Annotated in this window: 27 protein-coding genes; 17 read left to right on the top strand and 10 right to left on the bottom strand. The window is 38.8% G+C overall.

The genetic code is table 11. The annotated features are described in order from the left end of the window. The first annotated feature begins 102 nt into the window (after positions 1-102). On the top strand, positions 103-1062 hold the full coding sequence (locus AC5WOF_RS03055; RefSeq protein ID WP_496048477.1) for a bile acid:sodium symporter family protein: 960 nt from the start codon (positions 103-105) through the stop codon (positions 1060-1062). Between the two features lie 58 nt (positions 1063-1120). On the opposite strand, the gene AC5WOF_RS03050 is transcribed toward AC5WOF_RS03055, so the two are convergent. The 4 genes from AC5WOF_RS03050 to AC5WOF_RS03035 form a co-directional block, all read right to left on the bottom strand. Beyond that, entirely contained in the window at positions 1121-1558 is a 438-nt protein-coding gene (locus AC5WOF_RS03050; RefSeq protein ID WP_496048476.1) for a hypothetical protein, read from the bottom strand. A 165-nt stretch (positions 1559-1723) separates the two neighbouring features. Then, positions 1724-2887 carry a cytochrome P450 gene (locus AC5WOF_RS03045; RefSeq protein ID WP_496048475.1) on the bottom strand — a complete coding sequence of 388 codons (1164 nt, stop codon included), beginning with the start codon at positions 2885-2887 and terminating at the stop codon, positions 1724-1726. Between the two features lie 373 nt (positions 2888-3260). After that, the gene (locus AC5WOF_RS03040) at positions 3261-3596 is read right to left on the bottom strand and encodes a YolD-like family protein (protein WP_496048474.1); all 336 of its coding nucleotides are present in this window, start codon (positions 3594-3596) and stop codon (positions 3261-3263) included. Next, positions 3593-4813: a DNA polymerase IV gene (locus AC5WOF_RS03035; protein WP_496048473.1), complete on the bottom strand. Its 1221-nt coding sequence runs from the start codon at positions 4811-4813 to the stop codon at positions 3593-3595. The genes AC5WOF_RS03040 and AC5WOF_RS03035 overlap by 4 nt, the downstream gene beginning before the upstream one ends. Before the next feature lie 243 nt (positions 4814-5056). On the opposite strand from AC5WOF_RS03035, the gene AC5WOF_RS03030 reads away from it, so the two are divergent. From AC5WOF_RS03030 to AC5WOF_RS03020, 3 genes are all read left to right on the top strand, one after another. After that, positions 5057-5479, top strand: a complete 423-nt coding sequence (locus AC5WOF_RS03030; RefSeq protein WP_496048472.1) for a cell wall hydrolase — start codon at positions 5057-5059, stop codon at positions 5477-5479. Positions 5480-5505: 26 nt separating this feature from the next. Next, positions 5506-5814, top strand: coding sequence for a spore coat protein GerQ (locus AC5WOF_RS03025; RefSeq protein WP_496048471.1), 309 nt, complete (start codon positions 5506-5508; stop codon positions 5812-5814). 177 nt (positions 5815-5991) lie between these two features. Further along, entirely contained in the window at positions 5992-7461 is a 1470-nt protein-coding gene (locus AC5WOF_RS03020) for an MATE family efflux transporter (RefSeq protein ID WP_496048470.1), read from the top strand. A gap of 95 nt (positions 7462-7556) precedes the next feature. Here the strand turns inward: AC5WOF_RS03020 and AC5WOF_RS03015 are convergent, their stop codons facing one another. The 4 genes from AC5WOF_RS03015 to AC5WOF_RS03000 all read right to left on the bottom strand — a co-directional run bounded on the left by AC5WOF_RS03015 (position 7557) and on the right by AC5WOF_RS03000 (position 11501). Next, positions 7557-7943, bottom strand: a complete 387-nt coding sequence (locus tag AC5WOF_RS03015) for a hypothetical protein (protein ID WP_496048469.1) — start codon at positions 7941-7943, stop codon at positions 7557-7559. Positions 7944-8120: 177 nt separating this feature from the next. Beyond that, complete coding sequence (locus tag AC5WOF_RS03010; protein ID WP_496048468.1) at positions 8121-9245, bottom strand: TolB-like translocation protein; 1125 nt, start codon at positions 9243-9245, stop codon at positions 8121-8123. Positions 9246-9330: 85 nt separating this feature from the next. Next, positions 9331-10800, bottom strand: a complete 1470-nt coding sequence (locus AC5WOF_RS03005) for a sensor histidine kinase (protein ID WP_496048467.1) — start codon at positions 10798-10800, stop codon at positions 9331-9333. Further along, a complete protein-coding gene (locus tag AC5WOF_RS03000) occupies positions 10797-11501 on the bottom strand; it encodes a response regulator transcription factor (protein WP_496048466.1) in 705 nt (234 codons plus the stop codon). Before AC5WOF_RS03000 ends, AC5WOF_RS03005 begins: the two co-directional genes overlap by 4 nt. 385 nt (positions 11502-11886) lie before the next feature. Between AC5WOF_RS03000 and AC5WOF_RS02995 the strand changes: the two genes are divergently transcribed. The 10 genes from AC5WOF_RS02995 (at position 11887) to AC5WOF_RS02950 (ending at position 20210) form a co-directional block, all read left to right on the top strand. Continuing rightward, positions 11887-12603, top strand: a complete 717-nt coding sequence (locus AC5WOF_RS02995) for a hypothetical protein (RefSeq protein WP_496048465.1) — start codon at positions 11887-11889, stop codon at positions 12601-12603. Then, positions 12600-13514 (top strand): type II toxin-antitoxin system RatA family toxin, encoded by a 915-nt coding sequence (locus AC5WOF_RS02990; protein ID WP_496048464.1) that lies wholly within the window; start codon positions 12600-12602, stop codon positions 13512-13514. Before AC5WOF_RS02995 ends, AC5WOF_RS02990 begins: the two co-directional genes overlap by 4 nt. Further along, complete coding sequence (locus AC5WOF_RS02985) at positions 13511-14275, top strand: cyclase family protein (RefSeq protein ID WP_496048463.1); 765 nt, start codon at positions 13511-13513, stop codon at positions 14273-14275. The genes AC5WOF_RS02990 and AC5WOF_RS02985 overlap by 4 nt, the downstream gene beginning before the upstream one ends. Next, positions 14272-14676 (top strand): hypothetical protein, encoded by a 405-nt coding sequence (locus tag AC5WOF_RS02980; protein ID WP_496048462.1) that lies wholly within the window; start codon positions 14272-14274, stop codon positions 14674-14676. The genes AC5WOF_RS02985 and AC5WOF_RS02980 overlap by 4 nt, the downstream gene beginning before the upstream one ends. A gap of 6 nt (positions 14677-14682) precedes the next feature. After that, entirely contained in the window at positions 14683-15924 is a 1242-nt protein-coding gene (locus tag AC5WOF_RS02975) for a beta-ketoacyl-[acyl-carrier-protein] synthase family protein (RefSeq protein WP_496048461.1), read from the top strand. Positions 15925-15928: 4 nt separating this feature from the next. After that, entirely contained in the window at positions 15929-17029 is a 1101-nt protein-coding gene (locus AC5WOF_RS02970; protein ID WP_496048460.1) for a beta-ketoacyl synthase N-terminal-like domain-containing protein, read from the top strand. 79 nt (positions 17030-17108) lie between these two features. Beyond that, entirely contained in the window at positions 17109-17528 is a 420-nt protein-coding gene (locus tag AC5WOF_RS02965) for an endonuclease domain-containing protein (protein WP_496048459.1), read from the top strand. 51 nt (positions 17529-17579) lie between these two features. Then, positions 17580-17879, top strand: coding sequence for a hypothetical protein (locus tag AC5WOF_RS02960; RefSeq protein WP_496048458.1), 300 nt, complete (start codon positions 17580-17582; stop codon positions 17877-17879). Between the two features lie 427 nt (positions 17880-18306). Next, the gene (locus AC5WOF_RS02955; protein WP_496048457.1) at positions 18307-18981 is read left to right on the top strand and encodes a hypothetical protein; all 675 of its coding nucleotides are present in this window, start codon (positions 18307-18309) and stop codon (positions 18979-18981) included. Between the two features lie 569 nt (positions 18982-19550). Then, a complete protein-coding gene (locus tag AC5WOF_RS02950; protein ID WP_496048456.1) occupies positions 19551-20210 on the top strand; it encodes a hypothetical protein in 660 nt (219 codons plus the stop codon). A gap of 176 nt (positions 20211-20386) precedes the next feature. On the opposite strand, the gene bacA is transcribed toward AC5WOF_RS02950, so the two are convergent. Both bacA and AC5WOF_RS02940 read right to left on the bottom strand, forming a co-directional pair. Further along, complete coding sequence (gene bacA, locus AC5WOF_RS02945; RefSeq protein ID WP_496048455.1) at positions 20387-21223, bottom strand: undecaprenyl-diphosphate phosphatase; 837 nt, start codon at positions 21221-21223, stop codon at positions 20387-20389. Between the two features lie 136 nt (positions 21224-21359). Continuing rightward, positions 21360-21530, bottom strand: a complete 171-nt coding sequence (locus tag AC5WOF_RS02940) for a hypothetical protein (RefSeq protein WP_496048454.1) — start codon at positions 21528-21530, stop codon at positions 21360-21362. A 152-nt stretch (positions 21531-21682) separates the two neighbouring features. Between AC5WOF_RS02940 and AC5WOF_RS02935 the strand changes: the two genes are divergently transcribed. The 3 genes from AC5WOF_RS02935 to AC5WOF_RS02925 all read left to right on the top strand — a co-directional run bounded on the left by AC5WOF_RS02935 (position 21683) and on the right by AC5WOF_RS02925 (position 23146). Beyond that, positions 21683-21988: a hypothetical protein gene (locus AC5WOF_RS02935; protein WP_496048819.1), complete on the top strand. Its 306-nt coding sequence runs from the start codon at positions 21683-21685 to the stop codon at positions 21986-21988. 207 nt (positions 21989-22195) lie between these two features. Beyond that, a complete protein-coding gene (locus AC5WOF_RS02930; RefSeq protein WP_496048453.1) occupies positions 22196-22780 on the top strand; it encodes a biotin transporter BioY in 585 nt (194 codons plus the stop codon). Positions 22781-22843: 63 nt separating this feature from the next. Beyond that, complete coding sequence (locus AC5WOF_RS02925; protein ID WP_496048452.1) at positions 22844-23146, top strand: hypothetical protein; 303 nt, start codon at positions 22844-22846, stop codon at positions 23144-23146. Positions 23147-23338 lie beyond the last annotated feature (192 nt).

Here is a 23338-nt window from a genome sequence, read left to right as displayed (position 1 = left end):
TTTTTTCTTTTTTGTAAAAATTTAATTTTCCTTCGATCATGATATTTACATAATAATTTTTAAGATAAGGTTGATCATATAGGGATTTAGGAGGTTTTACGATTGGTTATCGAAAAAATCAGTTCTTTTGCAGGAAAAACTTTTACATTATGGGTTATTCTTTTCGCCATTATCGCCTATGTTTTACCGGATCAGTTCAAATGGATTGGGGGATATGTTGTTCCTCTATTAGGAATTGTTATGTTTGGAATGGGGCTCACTTTATCTGGAGATGATTTTAAAGAAGTATTTCGCCGGCCAAAAGATGTAGCGATCGGTGTTATCTGCCACTATATTATCATGCCGGGATTGGCTTTTTTATTGGCATGGGGATTAAATCTACCACCTGAAATTGCAGTAGGTGTTATTTTGGTAGGTTGTTGTCCAAGTGGAACAGCATCAAATGTGATGGTGTTTCTAGCAAGAGGGGATGTTGCCCTTGCTGTGTCGATTGCATCGGTTTCTACCATTTTGGCACCTCTTGTAACACCACTGCTTATTTTGGTTTTAGCGAGCAAATGGGTAGCTATCAATATGGCTTCTTTAATACTTTCGATTGTTCAAGTTGTAATTATTCCTTTAGCTCTTGGATTTATCATCAAGAAATTTTTTGGTAAGCAAGCAAAAGCGAGTGTTAAAGCACTGCCTCTTGTTTCCACCATCGCTATCGTCATGATTGTAGCAGGAGTAGTAGCTGGTAGTCAGGCAAAGATCGCCACCACAGGTCTACTTATTTTTGCTGTTGTTATCTTGCATAATGTACTGGGTTTTTTGCTTGGTTTTTTCCTCTCTCGTCTATTTGGCATGGACTTAGCCAAGCAAAAGGCAGTAGCGATGGAAGTCGGCATGCAAAATTCTGGACTGGGAGTAGCGATTGCCACAGCGAACTTCTCACCGCTAGCTGCTGTCCCAAGTGCTATCTTTAGCGTTTGGCATAATATTTCTGGTTCGATCCTCGCTTCTTTGTTTAGTCGAATGAAGGATAAAAAGGAACAAGTGCAAGAGCATACTGGGAATAAATAAGCAGATAACTTCATTTCTTTCCATAAAAGAATCCCCACTCATGTGAGCGAGGATTTGATTAGTTTGGATTTATTTGTACGGTAATATTCGATAAGCTGGCTACAGTGGTACCTCCGTTGTAACCATTGTTCCAGAAGTAGAGGCTGTATCTTCCACCGCTGACTGCATTTGGATAATAAAAATAATTATACGTGTAGGAGTTTTTTCCACAATAAACTGTTTTTTCTACCCCTGAATAATATTTTGGCTCAATGTATCGTTGCAGCTCCATTGTTTGGGTATTACCAGAACTATTTTTACACCAAACTTTTACTCCTAGTCCACCGCTATAGTAAGTAAAGGTAGAGGTATACGCAGACATTCTATAAGATGTATCTAAAATCTGATAATAAGAAGCGTATGCATTATTGGTGGAGAAAAAGAAAACAAACAAGGACAATATCGCCATCGCAAAAAATAACATTTTCTTGTTGAAATGATCCGTGATGAATGCCATTTTTAATTATCCTCCCAGTCTTATGTTTTTCCTTCTTATCGCTAATAATACTATCTTTTTATGAAAAAAATCTATATTTTATAAATAGAAAAATTTACAAAATGAATCAAAAATACAAGAAAGTCCACCATCTCTTAAAATAGGATAGTGGACTTTTGTTTATCGTTAAACTTTATCAAAGCGGATCGGCAATTCTTTAATGGAAAAGGTAACGGTGCTTTGATTTAATTGGATATCTTCGGTCTGCAGGCGGATATTTTTAATTCGCTGTAACAATTTTTTGATGGTAACACCAGCTTCTATGCGGGCAAGTGGTGCTCCTAGGCAAAAATGAATTCCATGACCAAACGCGACATGATCCATATTTTTCCGATCGAGATCAACTTGATCAGCATTTGGAAAAACACTTTCATCACGATTGGCTGATGCTTGCCAAGCGGCGACTAAATCTCCCTTTTTGATGGTTTGTCCAGCTAGTACCACATCTTGTTTGGCTTTACGGGTTTGATATTGTGCAGGAGATTTCAGGCGCAATACTTCTTCCAGCAGCAAGCTGACATCTTCAGGGTTTTTGGCTATACGTTCTTGAATATCAGGATTTTCTGCTAGCGTCAAGATGGTGCTGCTGAGCCAGTTAGTTGTTGTTTCATTACCAGCCAATAACAGTACCACACAAAATCCTAATAGTTCATCTTCGGTTAGTTTTTGACCATCGAGTTCCACTTGCAGCAAATGTGAAATGATGTCATTTTCTGGATTTTTAGAGCGTTCTGCAATTACTCTTCGGAAGTATTCTCCCATTCCTTGCTGTGCTTCAATAAATTCTTTGCCTTCCTCTGCGGTGGTAGGCTGTTTGACAATTTTAAAACTCCACTCTTTAAATTGAGGGTGATCTTTTGTTGGAACCCCTAGCATTTTTGCAATTACCTGCATCGGAATCGGAACAGCGATATCACGGACAAATTCTATTTCCCCGGAATCGGTAATCACTTCATCCAACAATTGATCTACATATTCTTCAATCCAAGGTTGTAAATCTGTCATCGCTTTGGGAGTAAATGCTTGAGAGACTAATAGGCGTAGTTTTCTATGGAAAGGCGGGTCATTGGAAGACATTGCTTTATCTAAGTAATTGCCTTGTTGTGCTGGCATATACTCCGAAGAGAAAATCTGATAATTGTTAAATACATATCTTACATCTTCATTTCGAAATACATGCCATGTCCCTATTGAACCAAACCACAATGGATAATCTTTGTCATAATAAACAGGATTGTTTTGACGGCTGTCTTTGAGCCAAGCAAAAAGTTCTGCGCCTACTTGTGTCAAGAGAAATCCTCCTCTAAGATGTTATAAAGGTAATATTACTATCGTACTAAATTTTCTGATTAAAATAAACAGTTAATTTCATTTTAAACAATAAATGTTTTTCAAATAATAGGATATTTTCAATTGGATATCTTCCGATAAATGAAGGCGAAACTAGGTGAATATACATATGAAAAGAAGAATTACAGGGCTGTAGATAGGAAACGCTTTGGCTTTTATCATAAGATGGCAGGTATTTTCCGGAAAATATAATAAATTTTCTTCGGACGGGAGAACTATCTTCAGTGATGTTGAAAAAGAGGATGGGATACGAGGGTGTATACTTTTTTCTCCGTATGTATGGCCTATCAGGGGATTCATTTCTGTTTCCTCATCAAGGCCAAGTAACATCTACTAGCAGATGAAAAGGGATTTTTTCTATCTGACTCCCATTGCTGAGTTGGATATATTTTTTTTCGGTATCTATTTTATCGATAAAGCCGCAGAAATCAGTGATCTCATAAGTTGTTGCATAGGTAGCTAGTATAGGTTGTTCATATTCTAAAGCTTCTTGGATAAGGTAAGTGATCATTTCCCATTGTTGTTCATCTAAAACCGGCGGCGTTATTTTCGTTGCTGATTTTCGCTGTTCAAGCAGTGCCTTTCGATGTTCAGGAAGAAACATACGACTTCCTTCCCATAGGAGATTTTTTCGATCCAGTTCGCTCATCGGTAATGACCTCCGATTTTCTTCGCTCGCTCTACTGCTTGACCCGCAGAAGTGAGAGAAACGGCATGAAGTATAGCTGTACTGCCATAACGTTGTTTGATTTCATCGACTGCCTTTCCAAGTGCTCGCTGCTTATTGCGATCCGCAAATAGATCTAGCTGTATCGGGGAATCGGCAGACAACCCACCGAGGCTGATGCCTAAGGATCGAATAGGAGCTCCATCCCAATATTGATGGAAAAGCTGTTTGGCTGCCTTGAAAATCGGCATCGTTTCATTTTGAGCATATCCTAAGTTTTGCTGTCTTGAAAATCCAGTAGGGCAATCAAAATCAGCACCTCTACAACCCACATGAAGTGTCATTCCAGCTAAATGGTGTCTCCGAACTCGTCGACACACTTCTTCACACAGTTCCAAGAGGATTACTTCGATTTCTTCTGTTGTACGATAATCACGCGGTAAAGTCATATGATGTCCAATCGCTTTTTGTTTTTGAAAGGAAGATCGAGTCACAGGGGATAAATCGATTCCATTGGCGGTCATCCATAACACATGCCCATTTATTCCCCAATGCTTTTGCAGTTTTTCCAATGGATATTGTGCTAGTTCACCAATGGTAGTGATGCCAATTCGCTGAAAATTTCTAGTCATTCTTCTGCCAACACCAAAACAATCGCTTACGGATAGCGGCCATAGTTTTTCTCTTATATTGGTTTCATCAAGGCGAAAAATGCCTCGTTTATTTTTTTTAGCAAAATTATCACAAGCCATTTTACTTAAAACTTTGTTAGGTCCGATGCCTACTCTAGCGTAAACTCCTGTTTCTGCTAAAATCGCTTGTTGAATTTTACTGCTGATGGTGTCACAGTCGCCAAATAATCGCTCACTGCCAGTGACATCGAGAAATTGTTCATCAATCGAGTAGGGCTCTACCAAATCGGTAAAGCGTTCTAAGATAGTAGTGATCTGTAGAGATATATTAAGATATAGTTCCATTCGCGGGCGCACTACTACTACTTCTGGACATGCTTGCATCGCTTCCCACAATGTTTCCGCGTTTTTGATTCCATAGGATTTAGCTATAGGACAAGCGGCAAGGATAACACCGTTTCTACGATTTGGGTCACCAGAAACGACGACAGGACGGTGTTTTAGCTCTGGGTTGCGGGCTTTTTCAACACTCGCATAGAAGGATTGGATATCGACGAGTAATATCATTGCGAACACTTCTTCCGGGAACATATGATTGTGATATCTATTATATGCAAATAGGAGTTCGCTTAGTAGGCTACAAATGTTTCCAGATAAATTTATTCCTAAAAGGGCTTTTGTGTATTCTGTCTTTAGCAAAATGGCACTTTTTTGTCTGGATGGAAATGATGCAAGGATAACTATTAATGAACGGAAACAGGGATAAAAAAATATTTATTTGCATAAGTTTTGCTAAGAGGTGATGACATCGTGGCCGTGATAAGGTATAAGCCAGAAGAGGTACAGCTCTTGGCTCGATTGATGCGGGCAGAAGCAGAAGAAGATGGAAATACAGGTATGCTGCTCGTCGGTAATGTGGGAGTAAATCGAGTCAAAGTCAGATGCTTGGACTTTAAAGACATCAATACCATTACCAAAATGGTATTTCAGAGACCTGGCGGGTTTGAATCGACATTAAAAGGATATTTTTATCAGCGGGCCAGAGATCGCGATGTTCGTCTGGCACAGCGGGTCATCGATGGAACACGAGTTGATCCAGCGTCAAATGCCCTTTGGTTTTTTAAACCACCTGGAAATTGTCCAGCTAAGTGGTTTGGTCAATCAAATAGTGGAAGATTCAAAGCACATTGTTTCTTTATCCCTACACCAGCAGATTGTCCCGATGTGTATTAAAAGCGGAAAGTGGAGGAGGTTATGTGATGTATTGGTATGATCCATATGGTGCATATTTGGCAAATCAGCCACAAGAACTAAGTTTAGCGCAACGAACAGAAAGGAAATACTCAGAAGATTTGCTGGCTAAAAATGTAGGGAAGAATGTTACGGTCTATTTGACGTATGAAAAGAATACAGAACGGAACAATCGGGTGGTGAATGGTGTTCTGCGTCAAGTTGGACGTGATTTTATTTTGGTAACAGATCAGGCGACGGGAAAAGATAATTTGCTGCTCAATATCAATATAGATTATGTCGAATTTAATAATCGAGCAAATTTAGCTGGAAAATAAAATTTACAAATGATCTTGTAAAAAAAGCAAATTATAGGTAATATAAGCTGATGGGAAAAAGAGCCGCTATGGCTCCTTTTTTTGAGCAGAGAAGAGGGAATAACATGCTATCTTAATCTGTATACTTCGAATCTTACTTTACAAAAATTTTATACAGTTTCAAAGGGTGTGATAACAATGGAAGAAAATACAAAATCCACTGCTTCTGTAGGGGTAATAGAAGCACCTATTCCAATGGAACCAACAGAAGTAGAAAATTCTACAGAGACAAACCAAAACATTCACCCTGACTTATTAGATCCTAAAAAATCGATGTGGAAGCCTATCATCGTTTTTCTTATACCATTGATGCTTAGCAATATACTCCAATCGCTAGGTGGGGTTGTAAGTACGATGATCATAGGTCAGGGTTTGGGAGAGACTTCCTTGGCTGCGGTCAGTACGATCATGCCTGTAAGCTTCTTCCTTATTTCCTTAGTGATTGGTCTCGGTTCAGGTAGTCTCGTGTTAATAGGACAGGCGTATGGAGCTGGGAAATTAAAAGAGCTGACGAAAACAGTAGATACCACGATTAAGTTTTCATTTTTACTAGGGATTGTAATGGCATTTATTGGAGTCTTTTTTATTGATGATATTTTGCAAATTATTGGGGCTGCTCCAAGTATTCAGCCAGAAGCCTCTGAATTTGGCAAGATTATTTTTGCCAGTCTTCCCCTCATCTTTATTTATGTAAGTTATACTACTATTTTACGGGGAACAGGAGATGCCAAAACACCTTTTGTCTTTTTGCTGATAAGTACGATATTAAATATCGTCATGACTCCTGTCCTTACGTTTGGTTGGGTTGGACTGCCTCGGATGGGTCTTACGGGAGCAGCAATTGCCAATGTTTTAGCGACCTTGCTCTCTTTTGTAGCACTCCTTTTCTATTTAAAATGGAAAAAACATGTGTTAGCACTAGATCGAGATTTCTTCCGAAATTGGAAACTAGACCTTACCATTTTAAAGTTGTTAATTAAAATTGGTATCCCATCCAGTGTGCAGATGATCGCTATCTCTTTATCGGAAGTAGCTGTAGTATTTTTAGTTAATCAGCACGGGGAACAGGCGACAGCAGCTTATGGAGCAGTGATCCAAGTACTGAACTTCGTTCAGATGCCGATGCTGAGTTTAGGAATGGCCGCAGGGGTGTTTTCAGCTCAGTTTGTCGGTGCAGGGGCGAGTCATCGATTGCAGGCTTTGTTGCGTCATTCGCTTGGGCTCAATTATTTGATCGGAATTGTTTTGATTGGGCTTGTCTACTTGTTTAGTAGTCCTATTCTGAGTTGGTTTCTAAGTGATCCCTCTACGATTGAGATGGCTGATGATGTGCTGTTCGCAGTGTTATGGGCGATGATGATTATGGGAAATGCGATGATTTTGTCAAGTGTCATGCGAGGAACAGGAAACGTGGTCGTACCGACGATCATTGTCATCGGTTGTATCTGGCTGATCATGGTACCAATAGCAGCTGTCTTATCAGGTCCATTGGGACTACTTGGTATCTGGCTCTCGTATCCGATCTCAGACACGATCATGCTCATTGTGTTATATGTGTATTACCGATATGTTTGGAAACAAAAACAGCATGGAAGTTTGTTTGCATAAAAAAGGGCCTTCCTAGGAGGCTCTTTTTTGGGTGCTGGTGCAAAAAATCGCTGTATAAATCGTGTAAGCCATTTCTTTATTCTGAAGGATTTCTTCTACCTTTTGAATTCGATAGAAGAAATCTGATCATCAAAATTACCACCACTTCTTTCGTCTATTACTTTTGAAAAATCAGAAAATTTCTTATTATTTCTAGCAAATATTCCAGCGCTTCCACCTGAACTTTTAGAATCTACCCATAAGGTAACTTCTTTCCCTTTTTTCACAATAAAGATTGCTGAAGAAGCTTTATTATTCCAATCTTTCCCTAAATCTTGACTTTTGCAAAATTTCTTACTTTCTCCTTGGAAATTTTTTTGCTTATACAAAATGACATAAGTTTTTGCACCTCTGCAAGAATCTTTAGCAGCTAAAGAGGAAGATGGTAATCCGAACGTACAAAGAAGTGTTAGGACAAAAACGAAGGAAAAGATCTTTTTCACAATAAAACAACTCCTTGAATGTTTTTTACTTTATGAATATTATGATATAACAATCAATTTAGAAATTGTTTGACTAAAATGAGTATTTTTCACATCTCTTGGACAAAACAACATGGAAGTTTGTTTGCATAAAAAAGGGCCTACCTAGGAGGCCCTTTTTTGTGTGTTGTGGAAGTCTCAAGTATGTTGACCCAATGTGATGATATAAAGAACAGGAGAGCTGTAATCTGGACCTTTGACAGGGTCAGAATAACCGTTGATGAGCAGTTTATTTCCATTAGGACTCCATTTTATCGGATCATGATCTAGAAAAAATCCAAGAACGTTGACAGCTATTAATTTAGGTTGAGGTTTATATACATCAGAGATATACAGTTCACTGGATGTACTTTTTCCGCCATCGTAAGCCACTTTCTTTGAATCAGGGGACCAACCTACTCCTCCTATATCCAAACTATTATCCACTACTGCTTGTATTTTTCCAGATAAATCCATCACAACAAGGTTTTCTTTTGTCTTTGTATTATCCTTTCCTTCGAATGTTTCGTTTGGATTAACTGGAATGATTTTCTCTGCTGCGATTTTGGTTTTATCAGGAGATATAGTGAAATTCTCAACGGGATTCATTAGCATTTTCGTTTTATTCGTCTTTTTATCCCAGACCATTAATTTATATTCGTCCAAGTAAAAAAATTTATCTTTTACTTGTGTGGTATTAAATGTGTCTTCAAAGTCTTCTACATCTTCGAGAGTATGTTTTATTTTGGCAGTTTTTCCGTTTACATAAACTTCGTATATTCCACCTCTATAGTTTGTAATAATCAATTTTTCGTTATCAGACCAAATTCTCGATTGAATAAATAGATCACTTGAGAATTCAAATGATACAGGAATTAGTTTTTTTGATTCTACATCCATCATAAACCAAAAGTTATTGGTACCATCATCACTGTTACTTGCTTCGATAAAGGCATGTTTCTTATCTGGAGAAGGGTATACATTCCAATATTTATAATTAGATTTGTTAGATTTGTAAATCGTTTCTGCTTGTTTGGTCTTTAAGTCATAACGAATTAAATCATTTTTCTCACTGGTAAAAACCTGATCATTATTCAGCCAATCAATCGCACTTACATCTTTGTATGTGTCTATTTTCTGCATCATCATTTGGTTGTAGGCAACCTCGTTATTGTCCTTTACCGTAATTTTTTCCAATGAGGTGTTCGCACTGCATCCCGTAGCTGTCAAAGTGAGGGAAACTGCCAATACAAATCCAATCCATTTGCCGCTCTTTCTTTTCATTTTTATTCTCCTCTATATGTTGTTAGGGCAATTTTATCGAGCGTATTTTTCAGAAAGATATAGGATTTGTTTCGAATATGTAAAATCATTTTCCATCATATAAAGGAAAGGTGAGACAAACTTCTGTACCATCTCCGTGCTCACTGTGGAAAACAATGGTACCTTGTTGCTTTTCTACTAATTGCTTAACTAACGCTAATCCCAGCCCTGTCCCGCCAGATGATTTGGCTCGATCTTGGTTTACGGTATAAAAGGGTTCAAATATTTTGTCGATCGCCTCAGGAGGAATACCAATTCCAGTATCTTGCAGCTTGATGTTCAAGGTATTTTCTTTTACTTCGCTGGTAAGAAGGATACTTCCACCTTGAACATTGTATTTGATGGCATTATCCAATAAATTGATAAAAATCAGATAAAAACTTTCCTTGTCCATCCAGACAAATGCTTGCCTAAGGTCGCATTTGAGATCAACATCAAACTTTTGTGCTTTTCCGCTCATTCGCTCACATAATTCTGCTAAAATATCACTTGATTCTATTTTTTCTTGTTGAATTTCAAAGTCATATTTTTCTACAGAAGCCAAGTGTAAAACTTTTTCCACTAGATTGTACAAACGCTCTGCTTCTTTTTTGATGTTTTCTCGTGCATCATCTATTAATGTTGGATCATCTCGGTACATCTCCAGCAAATCCATATAAGCTAAAATGACGGACAGCGGAGTTTTAAACTCATGGGTTATATTTCCAATGAATACTTTTTGTTGTTTCTCTAATTGTTTTAGTTTTTTTACTGCCATATTTAACTTTGCTTGTTCTTGCTTCATCGTAATAATATTTTGTTCGATTTGTTGGCTCATCGAATAAATTCCTTGGCTCAGTTTACCGAGTTCATCTGATCGTTTTAGAGGAGGATTGGTGATATATTTGCCCTGTTCGATTTGTTCGGTGGCTTCTTTTAAACGTAAAATCCCATTTGTAATGGGAAAAAAGTAAAAGTAGGAAATCAGAAAACTCAGGATGATAACAACGATGCCAAACTGAAGGAACAGGTTAAAAATGGTATGGTAAAAATAATTACTTTCTTGCAGCGAATAACCAAACCCAATAGCACCAGTGAAGCCGTTATTTAAGGGAGCAACATAATAAAACATATTTCCTGCCGTTTTGTATGCCACTTTATTTTTTAGTCCAAACTGGACTAATTTTGGATCAAAACTGCCAAAACCGGAACTGCCGATTTTTTTTCCTTTGTAATCATACAAAACGATATCCATTCCAGTGATAGTACCTAATCGCATAGCAATCTGTGGACCCATTCTTTGATAGATTTGTTGGTCATCTTCCCAATCAGAATCATCTGGACTGTTTGATTCTGCTAAAATAATCTGTTCCACATACACACTGGCGATATTGCTTTGTTCTCGTAAATATGTTTCTTGCTTTTTCTCTTGGTCATTTTTGATTCCTCTTAATATAAAAAAGCCTAAAAATGCGACTGTAGCGATTAATAGAATAGCTAAGAAAATCCCTGATTTTATTTTCAAACTATTCCTCATGATCGATTATCACCTAATATATTCGTACACTTATATCCAACCCCATGCACCGTTTTTAATAAGTTATCATAAGGGCTTCCTAATTTTTGACGAAGCCGGCGAATATGAATATCTACGGTACGCGTACCGCCTAAATACTCCATTCCCCATACCAAATCTAGTAACTCTTCTCTTGTAAAAACTCGTTCGAGGTGAGAGATCAATAAAAATAATAGATCAAACTCCTTTAATGTAAGCGAAATAAATGTTCCATTGACAACAACTCTCCGCCCTTTTTGATTGATCAACAGGTCATGAAGGGTATATTCTTCGCTCTCACTGGCAGGCTTTTGATGCTTGGATAAGCGACGGAACAATGATTTGACTCTTACTAGTACCTCCCTGATATCAAAAGGTTTGGTGATATAATCATCTGCTCCTAATTCCATGCCGAGTACCTTATCGACAATATCGTTTTTAGCCGTGAGTAAAATCACACCAATATGCTGGTCGGACTCTATTTTACGGCATATGTCATAGCCGCTCATTTTTGGCATCATGACATCTAAGATGACAACTTGAGGTTGAAACTGCCCAATTTTTTGTAATGCTTCTTCACCATCTTGTGCCAATTCAACCACATATCCTTCTCTGCGAAGTGCATAAGAAAGTATATCTCTCATACTTTTTTCATCATCAGCAACTAAAATTTTATTTTCCAAGGAAAAATCCCCTTTTCACGAATGATATAGACTATTGTCGCAAAAAAATAGTCTGATGGAAATTGAAAAAATCATTATATTCCGAAGTTGGCAGGCTGGAATTACCGCTTGACTTGTAATTCATAAGCAATATAATATTCAGCTAAATAGGGGCTTATTTATGCCTTGAAAGTAGATAAATATAATTACTTTTAATTGAGCTTTTGATTGGATAAGTATTTTTATGTAGAAATGATGATAACAATCAAATCTTACTTAAGAAATTATATTTATCGTTTTTTTATTTATAAAATTCCCCGGATTCAGGATTTATCTTAGTTTATACTTTTATTGTTTAGTCATGAGTGAAGTATTTATTTAGAGTGAGAAAAATGGAGGTTAAGACATGGATATCCACGTGGTTCAAGATCTTCTTAGCAAAATGGATATTGAAGTAGATGAATTAAAGATGAATGCTACTCTTGGGGATGATCTTGCAATGGATTCACAAGAGATTGTAGAGTTATATGGTTTGATTGAAGACGACCTTGGAATGAAATTAGAGGATGGAGAAATTGTCCGCACGAATACAATAGCTGAAGTGATAGAAGTGTTAAAGCAGAAGCAGTCAGATAAAAGCCCTTTTGAGTTTGAAAGAGCAGATGAAATCATCATAAACTGTGCACCAGAGCAATTTCGAGAAGCACTGTGGGATTTGAACAAATGGGAAGAGCGTTTGGAACACATTAAAAAGATTGAAATTCGTTATAATGATGGCCAATACCAAGAATTTTTAATGAACGTAGACACAGGTAAAAACCAAGTATCTGTGCGCTCTGTTCGACGAATGGAAAATAATAGAGTTGATTTCTTCCAACCTGAACCGCCAAAATATTTAGAACATCATACAGGATCTTGGATCATCAAAGGAATAGAAAAGAATCAAACACATGTTACCTTGATACATCGTTGGAATCTTAAGATAGATCGGATGGAAGAGATTTTTGGTACCGATGACAAAAATCAAGTTGCTTCCATTGTCAATGAACAATTACATGAACACGCTATCACGACACTAAACCAGTGGAAAAAGATTATGGAGGATGGAGGGGACAAGGGTTGAATGTCACAAAAACGATTGAAATTGGAGCCGCACTGGATGAAGTCTACGCTGCTTATGCCGATATAAAGAAGTGGAAAGAAGTACTTCCAGATTGTTTGGATGTGAAGGTTATATATGATGATGGGCGTCATCAGGAGTTTTTTATGGAAGTAGACCGTCCTACCGGATCAGAAACGGTTCGTTCTATCCGATTTTGTGATCCCATGAAGAAGATTGAAATATTTCAAACGCAAACACCGCCAGGAGTGAAACATATGAGTGGAGTTTGGACGTTTCAAACAAACGGCCAAACTGGTAATACACTTGTTCAAGCCTCTCGAAACTTTGAATTAAAATCCGAAAATTCCACCCTGAAAGATATAGCAGCATTTAAACAGAAAATCTCATTTTACCTAATACAAAATCTCACTTCCTTTAAAACATACATCGAACAAAAACAACGTGCTATTCAAGTATCACAGTTTATTCCAGCCAAAAAAAATGAAGTATTCGCTTTATTTTGGAATATTGGAGAGTGGCAGAAGGTTTGGGACCCCGTGGATAATGTATTGGTGTTGTATGATGATGGCCGTCATCAAGAATTTGCGATGCAGGTGTGGAGAAATGACGTGAAAGAATATGTTCGAACAATTCGTTTTGCTTTGGATACCAATGAAATTGTTTTCTTCAGTCCTGATCCGCCACTAGGATTGGCTTATCATACAGGATCATGGAGTTTTATTGAAGCAAATGATGGAACAAATGTGATAGCTTCTCGTCAGTTTCTTCTTTCCGAAAAGACAGGAGAAGAAAGGAATGATTACCAGTTACGAATGGATCAATACGCAGATGCTCTTACAAAACGGCTTGGGAAAATTCTAGAATCGTTTGCTGTTCATTTTAAACAAAAAAATTCAGGTGAAGCACGATGAAGTTTATTGATTTAAGTGTCACCCTAGAGTGGACTTCCAGCGAACCAGAACCCGTTGAGATTGAATACATCACTCATGAAGAAGGAGCAGAGATATTAGGAGCTCCAGCTGGGCTTTCGAAAGAAGATTTCCCTGATGGTCTTGGGCTGTCTCTGGAACGAATCAAGATAACCTCGCATTCTGGCACACATTTGGATGCTGCTATGCACTATGGCCCGATATGCGAAGGAAAATCAGCTAAGACGATTGAAGATATCCCGCTTGAGTGGTGTTACGGGGATGGAGTTGTCATTCGTGCCGACCCTCATCTTGAATATCCAGTTACATTAGACGAAGTAGTAACTTTTTTAGAGGGTATTGGATATCAGATTAAACCCTTCGATATTGTTCTCATTCAAACGAAAGCTGATCTTTTGTGGGGTAAACCTGAATATTTTACGAAGTTCCGAGGGGTTTCGGTAGAAGCAACACAATGGTTAGTAGACAAAGGTGTAAAGATTATTGGAGTGGACAGCTTTGGATTTGATCCACCGTTTGGGCGGATGCTGGAAGAATACCGATTAACAGGTGATAAAAACGTTTTATGGCCAGCTCATTGCTATGGTCGAAAGCAGGAATATTGTCAGATTGAACGATTGGCCAATCTGCATATGATTCCATGTGAATTTGGATTTAAAGTATCCTGTTTTCCCATTAAAATTCATCGAGCTGGTGCAGGATGGACAAGAGTTGTAGCAATGATAGAGGAGGAGAATCATTGATGGATGTCGTTCATCATGTGGCTAGTACAGAGATCCGTGCACCACGCAAAAAAGTAAGCGATTTTGTTTCCAAAGTGGAAAACTTACCGATTTGGACTGTTTTTTTTACTCGGGTTGTAGAGAAAAAAGATAATAAATATGAAATGGCAACAAAAATAGGGCATTCATTGACGTGGATTGATGTAAATAAAAAGGCAGCAGAAGATTATCTTCAAATTAACTCGATCTTTAGCAATAAAGAAGAAAAGGCTAATATTTCTATTCAAGATACAGATGATGGTTGCAGGGTGAACTTTCATTTATACCTTCCAAAAGACTCGCCTGAAGATTTTGTGAGGAAAAGCTTGAGTTTGTTGGAACAGGAGCTAGACACCTTAAAACAATATTTTAAGAAGGGGTAACTCCAGATGAAGAAGCGCGTCGTGGTTACTGGAATGGGGGTTGTCTCTCCAATTGGCATAGGGGTAGAGGAATTCTGGAGGAGTAATCAACAAGGAATCTCCGGTGTCAGGCATGTAACGAAGTTCCCAATACCTGAAGATTTTAGCCAAATGGCAGGGATAGTAAACGAATTCACACCTGAAAAATATGACTTTGATCCAACTATGGACCGCAGCTGTCAGTTTGCAGTAAAAGCAGCTACAGAGGCGATAGAACAAGCGCAATTAAAAGATTATAATCCGAGTAGAAGTGCAGTCTATATCTCCAGTGCGATTGGAAATATAGAGAGTATGGAACAGAGCTTTGAAAACCTTACCAAAAAGGGAACGCAGGAAATCTCAGCTTTTCATGCTGGACCTGTTGTATATGAATGGTTTCAATTTCAGACAGTCAGCCGGATATTAGCGCAAAAGTTCAACTTTACGGGTGGTCATAACGTTATTACTACCGGATGTACTGGTGGATTGGATTCGGTTGGATATGCGCTCCAAGCTATCCAAACCAATTGGGCTGATGTGGTTATCGCAGGTGCAACAGAAGCCCCTATTACGCCATTAGTAGTTGCATCTTTTGGGAAAATCAATGCCACTTCCAAGAGAAACCATGATCCGCAAGGAGCTTCACGACCATTTGATACAGACAGGGATGGATTTGTGCTAGCAGAAGGCTGTGGCATTCTTGTTTTGGAATCATTAGAACATGCGCTAAATCGTGGAGCAAACATTTTAGCTGAAGTGTTGGGTTATGGGAGCTGTAACAATGCGGAGCATATGACAGATATAGCAGAAGACGGAATCCCGATCGCAAAATCGATTCAATTGGCAATCGAGGATGCGGAAATCAATCAGCAGGAAATTGATTTTGTAAACTTACATGGATCTTCCACTCCCCAAAATGATAGAGCGGAAAGTAATGCAATGCATTACATTTTTGGAGAAAGGGCAGGAAATATACCAGTAACATCTGTTAAATCCCAAATCGGACATCCATTGTCTGCATCCAATAGCATCGAGTTAATCAGCACAATTCAGACGCTTCAAACTCATATTATTCCTCCAACGATCAATGTAAAGCAACAAGATCCCAAATGCGATCTGAATGTCATTACTAGATCCAACTATCAAGCTTCTGTACAAACTGCTCTAAAGGTGAGCAGTGGATTTTCAGGTATCCATTCCAGTCTAGTGCTTAGTAGATATGAGGGGTAATCAAATGGACAGAGAGTGCGTGATCACAGGAATCGGACTTATGACACCAGCAGGTATGGACAAAGAAGACTTCTTTCAAAAAATCCATACTGGGATATCCACTTATCAACAGCAACAGATTTTTAAAGGGGAAAATTCGTCCTATATTGTATCTCCCATAGATGAAAAAGGCTTGGCTGAGATTCCAAAAAGACAATTGAAGAAGATAGATCGTTTTACTGCAATGGCTATGGTTGCTGCTAATAAAGCATTAGATGACGCAAATTTTTTGCTGAATCCTACAAATCAAAGCGAAATGGGCATTGTTTTAGGCAATTGTTTTGGTGGGTGGAGCTATGTGGAGTCTCAACTTGCTGCGCTGCATCGTGAAGGTTTCTCTATGATTAACTCTTATGTAGCAACTGCTTGGTTTCCAACTGCTCCACAAGGTGAAATATCCATAAAAAAGAAAATCAAAGGATATAGTAAAACGATTTCATCGGATTTGTTAAGTGGAGGATTTGCCCTGCAACATGCGGTACAAACGATTCAATTGGGTAAAGCAAAAGCAGTTCTAGCTGGTGGTGCAGAAGCACCATTAACGCCATTGGTATACCAATCTTTGCAATCCAATGGATTTGTTTCTCCTGAGGGAGAATATCGACCTTATTCAGATCAAGCGAGTGGTCATATTGTTGCCGAAGGCAGTGTTATTCTGGTAGTGGAAGAGAAGGACTATGCGATAAAAAGAGGAGCTTCTATTTTAGGTACGCTAAAAGGGATTGGTCTATCGGACAACCTAGAGGATTCGTTGTCAATGGCATTAGGACAAGCAGACACACAAGTGGAGCAAATAGACTTTTTTATCCCTGACGGTCGTGCAGACGTAAAGCTAGATCAAGAAGAATTAGCGGCTTATCGGAAGTTAGGGATTCCTTTGGAGAAGCTAATAGATCAGTTTCCCAAGAAAAGTATGGGGCATTTATTATCTGCTGCCATCCCAGCGGATATTGCTTTTGGAATTTTTCGATCCCAGCATGATCAAAAGTCTCACTCTTTTATGGTGAATGCTCGAGATTGGTATGGACAAAGTATGAGTTTTCTCATACAGGTTGGTAATCATTAGTTTTCTAAGGAAAGAATTGTATGAATAGATATGATATGATGAAAATAATGTCGTTATCTACTACTAGGAGTGTAATCCATTGCCAACACCATTCATTCAGTGGATTCGTTTTCGGGATGATATAGGGAGTATTGGTCTGTTTTTTTATCAGTGGTTAAAGACGGGGAAATTGCCAGATATTCATTATATCCGTACAAGAAAAAGTCCGATTGAAAGAAACTTATATGTTGCCCTGACAAGGGCAGGTTATCGTGTGAAAGCCCAGTATGTCATGGGACCATATCGTTGTGATTTAGCCATCATTAAATATAAGCTGATCATCGAGTGCGATGGTGCAGCATATCACAGTTCGAAAAAACAAAAAGCTCGAGATCGTAAAAAAGCGTACTATATTCGCAAAAAGCACAAATGGAAGCTGCTGCGATTTAAAGGTTCACAGATCAACGCAGACATAGCAAAATGTGTAGAGAAAATTCATCTGACTACGGGGATGAAATGAGCTCCAAGTCCCATAAGGGAAGCAAGAAATTACAGATTTGAGGAATTATAAATGGATAAAAAACAATTGAGTTTTGGAAAGTCTTTACCTATTTCGGAAGAGAAGGATAAGCAAGATCCAACCGAGGAGCATCAATCATTAGCTAACCAAGTTACCGAAGACTTGGGAAAACTAGAAAGCGATGTGCGCGAAATCAAGCAAACATTACAGAAGATGGAACAGACCAGACTAAAGAATCAAGAAGAATCGAAACAGCGTCAACAAGCGATACTGGAAAGTCAGAAGAAACCGAAGTCGTTTTTAGCTAAAATGAAAAGCATGTTTACTTTTAAAAGTAAGACCAAAGGATAGTCACACTCACGCTCTGCGAAATTTTATTAAAATTATTACTTGTTATGGTTGCTAAATCCATGTAACTAAAAATACCGTGTGTAGGAGGACAAATCCTACACTTTTTTCATGTTCTTTAGCACTTCAGTTGGGATGAAAAATTGTCAGATTTGACAATCTATCCTAAACATTGAATATACGTTGCCTTTATGGTTAGGTGGGGGTATATCTTGTTTTTGATCTTGGCGGGCGTCTCGTCCCCAATCAGATCACTCCATGATGAAAAACAGCTTCATTTTAACAGTAATTAGCTATGACTGTTGGTTTAGTGTACGGTTGAACTCATTCCCTGCAAAATCAGACAAATAGTGATGCTATCTTGATGTAACCCCCTTTAGATGAAATGTTATCTGTCACTTTGACTCTAAACTTTTAGGAGGAATGATGTATGGAAGAAAAAGATAATAGCTCTTTCCCTGCTTCTGAGGAGATACTAACTGAGCAACATAACGTTACAAAGGATAAGTGGTCCGAAGAATACATAGAACTGAGATCCAGTGTAGCAGAATTGAAAGCCAGTACAGCAGAACTGGAAGCTAGTGTAGAAGAACTAGAAGTTAGTACTGAAGAACTGAAAGTCGATAACGCAAAAATGGAAGCACATGTCGTAGAAATGGAGGCCCGTACCCCGGATATGGGATCCGATGCTGCCGAATGGGAAGATATTATCGCAGAACGGAAAGTTATCATCGCAAATAGGGAAAACATTTACACAAAACTGAAAGACATTACCCCAAAAAGGAAAGCCGTGATTACAGAACTTAAAACTGAGATCATAAAATTGGAAGACATTATCGCTGATGAAGCACGTGCTACAGAATGGGAAGATATTATCACAGAACAGGAAGGCATTTTCGCAAACCTGAAAGATGTTATCACAGAAAGGAAAACTGATGTTGTAGAAATGAAAATCGGTACAACAGAACTGGAAGCCGTTGTACGGGCATTAATCCAATCATCAGATCCTGAAAAACCAATGCTTGTGCGCTTGACAGCAACGGTTTGGCAGTTAATCCGTAGTAATTTAGCTAAAATTAACAGCATCTTTGCTTCCAAAAAGTAAAACTTATGGGAAGATTGGAACACTCACGTTCTTTGAAAGAAATCTCATGATTAGTACATAACTTGTAAGAAGAAATACCAAGTGTAGGGGGACAAGTCCTACACTTTTTTCATGTTCTCTAGCACTTCAGTTGGTGACGAAAAATTGTCAGATTTGACAATCTATCCTTAATATTGAATATACGTTGCCGTTATGGTTAGATGGAGATATGTCCTGTTTTTGATCTGTTTTGGTTGAGTTGAATCGTTCCCGATTGGTTGAACGAATCCTTACCAGATAGGATCGCACTATAGTGAAAGACAGCTGCGTTAAGCGGGAATTAGCTATGGTACTGCTGGTCTTGTGTATGGTGAGTACCTCTGGTATTCCCTGCGGGATCAGCCGGATAGCGTTGTTATCCAAACAGAAACACCTTTTTTTCTGCCCTTAGGGGTGGATAATGTGGACGTGTGGATAAAAAATCGAATATACGTGTGGGCGCGATTGATCCTCCTTGTTCAGGTGAAACTTCTTGTCGCTTTGTTACTTTGACTTGAAATTTCATTTGACATTATGAGGAGACGATATGTATGAAAAACAATGTACAGTTAGATCAATTGCGTTTGGAAAAAACCTTACCTACTTCCGATGAGAAAGAACAACTGGATCAAACAACCGAGAAGCATCAAATGGCTCAAGAGCATCAAGTGTTAGTGTCGGTTATCCGAGAGCTTAACGAGAAGCTGGGAAGACTGGAAAGACTGGAAAGCGATATGAGTGAAGTCAAGCAAACATCGCAGCATACGAAACAGCATGTATTGCAGTCTGAACAGATCCAACAGCTTGTACTCTCGCATCTAGGAGAATCGAAACAACGCGAACAGTCCATGCTGCAAGGTCAGGAGAAATCTGAGTCGATGTTGAAAAAGCTTGGAGAAAATCCTGCATTCTTAGCAGTATGTGGAACCATTCTCGGTGATGTGATGAATGACTTCGGAAAGGAAGTAGTAAAGAAAATGGTTGGTGAAGGGAGATTTGAGGCAGCTGGTAATGCGTTCAAAGCATTGCTGGAGCCTTTGTCCAGTTCTGTACTGGAACTGATCACTCCATTACCGCTGTTATTAAAAATAGCTACCGCAGTAGGAGTACTGCTAGTAGCTAGGTTCTTCCTAAACCACACGGCTTCGGTTTGGCCCCCAATCCGTAGTGGTTTAGTTAAACTCAGAAGCTTATTTGCTTCTAAGAAGTAAAACCTGACGGGAGGATCGTTAGCGCTCACGCGCTTCGATCACCGTCCACATTATTTTATAAAAAACGAAGATTTCTGTCAAGAAATCTCATGGAATATATTGGCTTATAATGCGGTCTTGTAACCATGAAAATGCGTAGAAAAAATACCCCTCTTTTGAAAGATGGGGTATTTTTTCTATAGATATAAAACGAGTGCAAAAATAATGGCGACCGCAAAACGATAATAAGCAAATGGTGTTAATTTGAATTTAGAGATGAGATTTAAGAAGAAGCGAATTGCTAGTAAAGCAAAGCCAAAAGCACTTAAAAATCCGACGATAAACAGGGGAAGATCACTAGCATGAAGAGCGCCCATGTTGTCCAGCAAATCTTTGCCTGTTGCTGCTACCATCATCGGAATGGCGAGGATGAAAGTATATTCCGAAGCAGCTTTATGATTCATCCCAGCTAGTAATCCACCAGATATAGTGGAACCAGAGCGTGAAAAACCGGGCCAGAGTGCTAAGCATTGAAACAGACCAACGGTAAAAGCTTGTTTATACGTAATGTAATCTACATGCGTTGTCGTAGGACGAGATTTACGAAAAGCTTCTGCCACGATCATCAATATTCCGCCAGCTACAAGTCCAACAATAACAGTAGCGGTTGAAAAAAGCTTTTCCTTGATAATATGAGAAAAAAGTGCACCTAATATACTAGCAGGAATCATTCCTACTAGAATGTGCAATAGATTGAGATGGGGTTCCCGATCTTTTTTCACCCCATGCCATTGATCTCGAATTAATTCCCATTGCTTTGGCAGATTTAACACATTTAAGATTCGTTGTCGGAATACGACAACAACTGCTAAAATAGAACCGAGTTGGATCACAACTTCAAATGTAGAAGCAATTTGACCTTTAAAACCGAGTAAATCACCAACTAAAATCATATGTCCAGTTGAAGACACAGGGGCAAACTCCGTCAGGCCTTCCACCATCCCGAGTATAAACCCACAAAATATTTCCCACATCTTTTGTGTAGCTCCCTTCTGACTTATCCAATCTTACAATAGAAAACTAGACAAGGAAAGGAAGTAAACCCATCCAAAAATGTGAATTTTTTTATCTCTATGAGAAGGTTTCAAAAAAATAGATCACTGCTTCCTTTTAAAAAGGCAATAGATCATATAATTTTTCTGTATCTGCCATAGGTGAACTGTTGTCAAACTGGATCATTTCCACATCTCCCCATAAGCATTGTTTCTGTTGGATGCTCTGTACATAGGTATTCCAGTTGGCAAATTTCCATTTATCTCTCTCAAGTTCACGATCCTGCATTCTTTCTTTTTAAAACAGCAAAATCAATCGTGAAGGAAACTTCTGACAGCTTGTATGGCTAACCAACCTCGTTGAACGGGAAGGGTTCTGAAGTCCTTCGGGATGTAGGAATCCCCCACTTCAAGCTTGATAAGTGGGGGTAGTTCAATCCTATTCCTTATGTATCAAACATTAACACTTGTATCGTGCTGCTATCGCTCGCCTATTTTGCTTCTTCTGTTCCAACAGGAGTGATTTGGACATTGGCAAAAGATGTAGCACCAAAGAATATGGTAGCGTCCCTCGGCTCCATCCAAAACTTTGGCGGTTTTATAGGAGCTGCGTTAGCTCCAATTGTTACAGGTGCAATAGTCCAAGCTACAGGGTCCTTTGAATATGTATTTCTTATCGGTGCAGTCTTGTTAATCGTTTCCGCAATTAGTTATGGTATTTTCTTGAAAAAACCAATTACATCCTAACTTTTTATTTTATTGTTCGATAGAACCTATATTGATGTAGGTTCTATTTTTTGTGTCTCGATCTATTCATTGCGCAAAAATAGAGGAACTATTCCATTATTAAACAGCTCTATACCAATTGTAAACAAATAAAATTAAATAAGTTGACAATAAAAGTTATTAAAATTATCATAATAAAGAATGTTAATGAGAAAGGAATTATGTTATATGTCATCTTCTTCTATTTTGATTCGAAATATGGTACTAGCTGCTTTATTTGCAGCACTATTGGCAATAAGCGGCCAGATTGCCATCCCAATCGGACCTGTGCCTATCACTTTACAAACGATGATGGTTTTACTTGCTGGTAGTATTTTAGGTTCACGCTGGGGGGCAATTAGTGTACTCGTTTGGATTTTATTAGCAGCAGTTGGAGCTCCGGTGCTAAGTGGTGGGTCTGGAGGACTTGGAGTATTATTCGGGCAAACAGGAGGTTATATTTTAGGATTTTTGATTGCAGCGTTTCTAGTGGGATGGATGATTGAGCGATTGGGGAGAAATAAGCAAGTCGCTTGGTGGCAACTGCTTCTTGTATTTATCATTGGGGCTGTTGTCATTATTAACGCTATTGGTTTTCCTTGGTTTTTGTTTGTTTCTCATCTGCCTTTTAGTATGGATATCTTTAATAAAGTGTTTGTGGTGTTTTTACCAGGGGATATTGCCAAGGCGGTATTGGCGACAATTTTGACGGTTGCTCTTTATAGAGCAATGCCTTCTTTTTCACCACGGGAGAGAACAGCAAAATCTAAATGATATATTGACCTTGTAAAAAATGAATTTTAAAATAAAAGTAACACCCATCTACAGGAGGTTCCTGTGACTGCTGCTGTTGCTTCCGACTTCGCTTCCGAACTAGCTCGTGATGTGTGGTTCCTCTACGGAACCACGCTGACCTTTCCCATCCACGATGGCGAGGGGGAGCCTGCTCGCAGGACGGTCGATGTCACCGAAGAGGTGGACTCCCACGGGCAGGTCTACTACAAGGGCAAGGACGGATTGGAGTACGTCGTCGACTACCAGAGCAACACCGTGATTGGCTACCTCCTCGACGAGAAGGGGCAGCGAAAGACCGGTGTCGTCTCGAACGGAGAGGTCTTCGCAGTCCTTCGCGCGAAGTGATCACAGAGCCCGCAGGACTACTTCTGTAGAGGTGCTCCACATGGAGCACACCTGAACAACTGCTTCCGAGAAGCTGCTGTTCGGGCTCGAAAACCATATATGTTCACATATATAAAACGTATGGAGAAGGATTCCATACGTTTTTTTCATTTCTGTTTTTCATAACAAACATCGAGTTTGACAACGTATATT

This window comes from Shimazuella sp. NTD250 (genome assembly GCF_059510375.1).
Note: the sequence above shows the minus strand (reverse complement) of the source record. Positions and strands in the feature narration are given on the sequence as shown.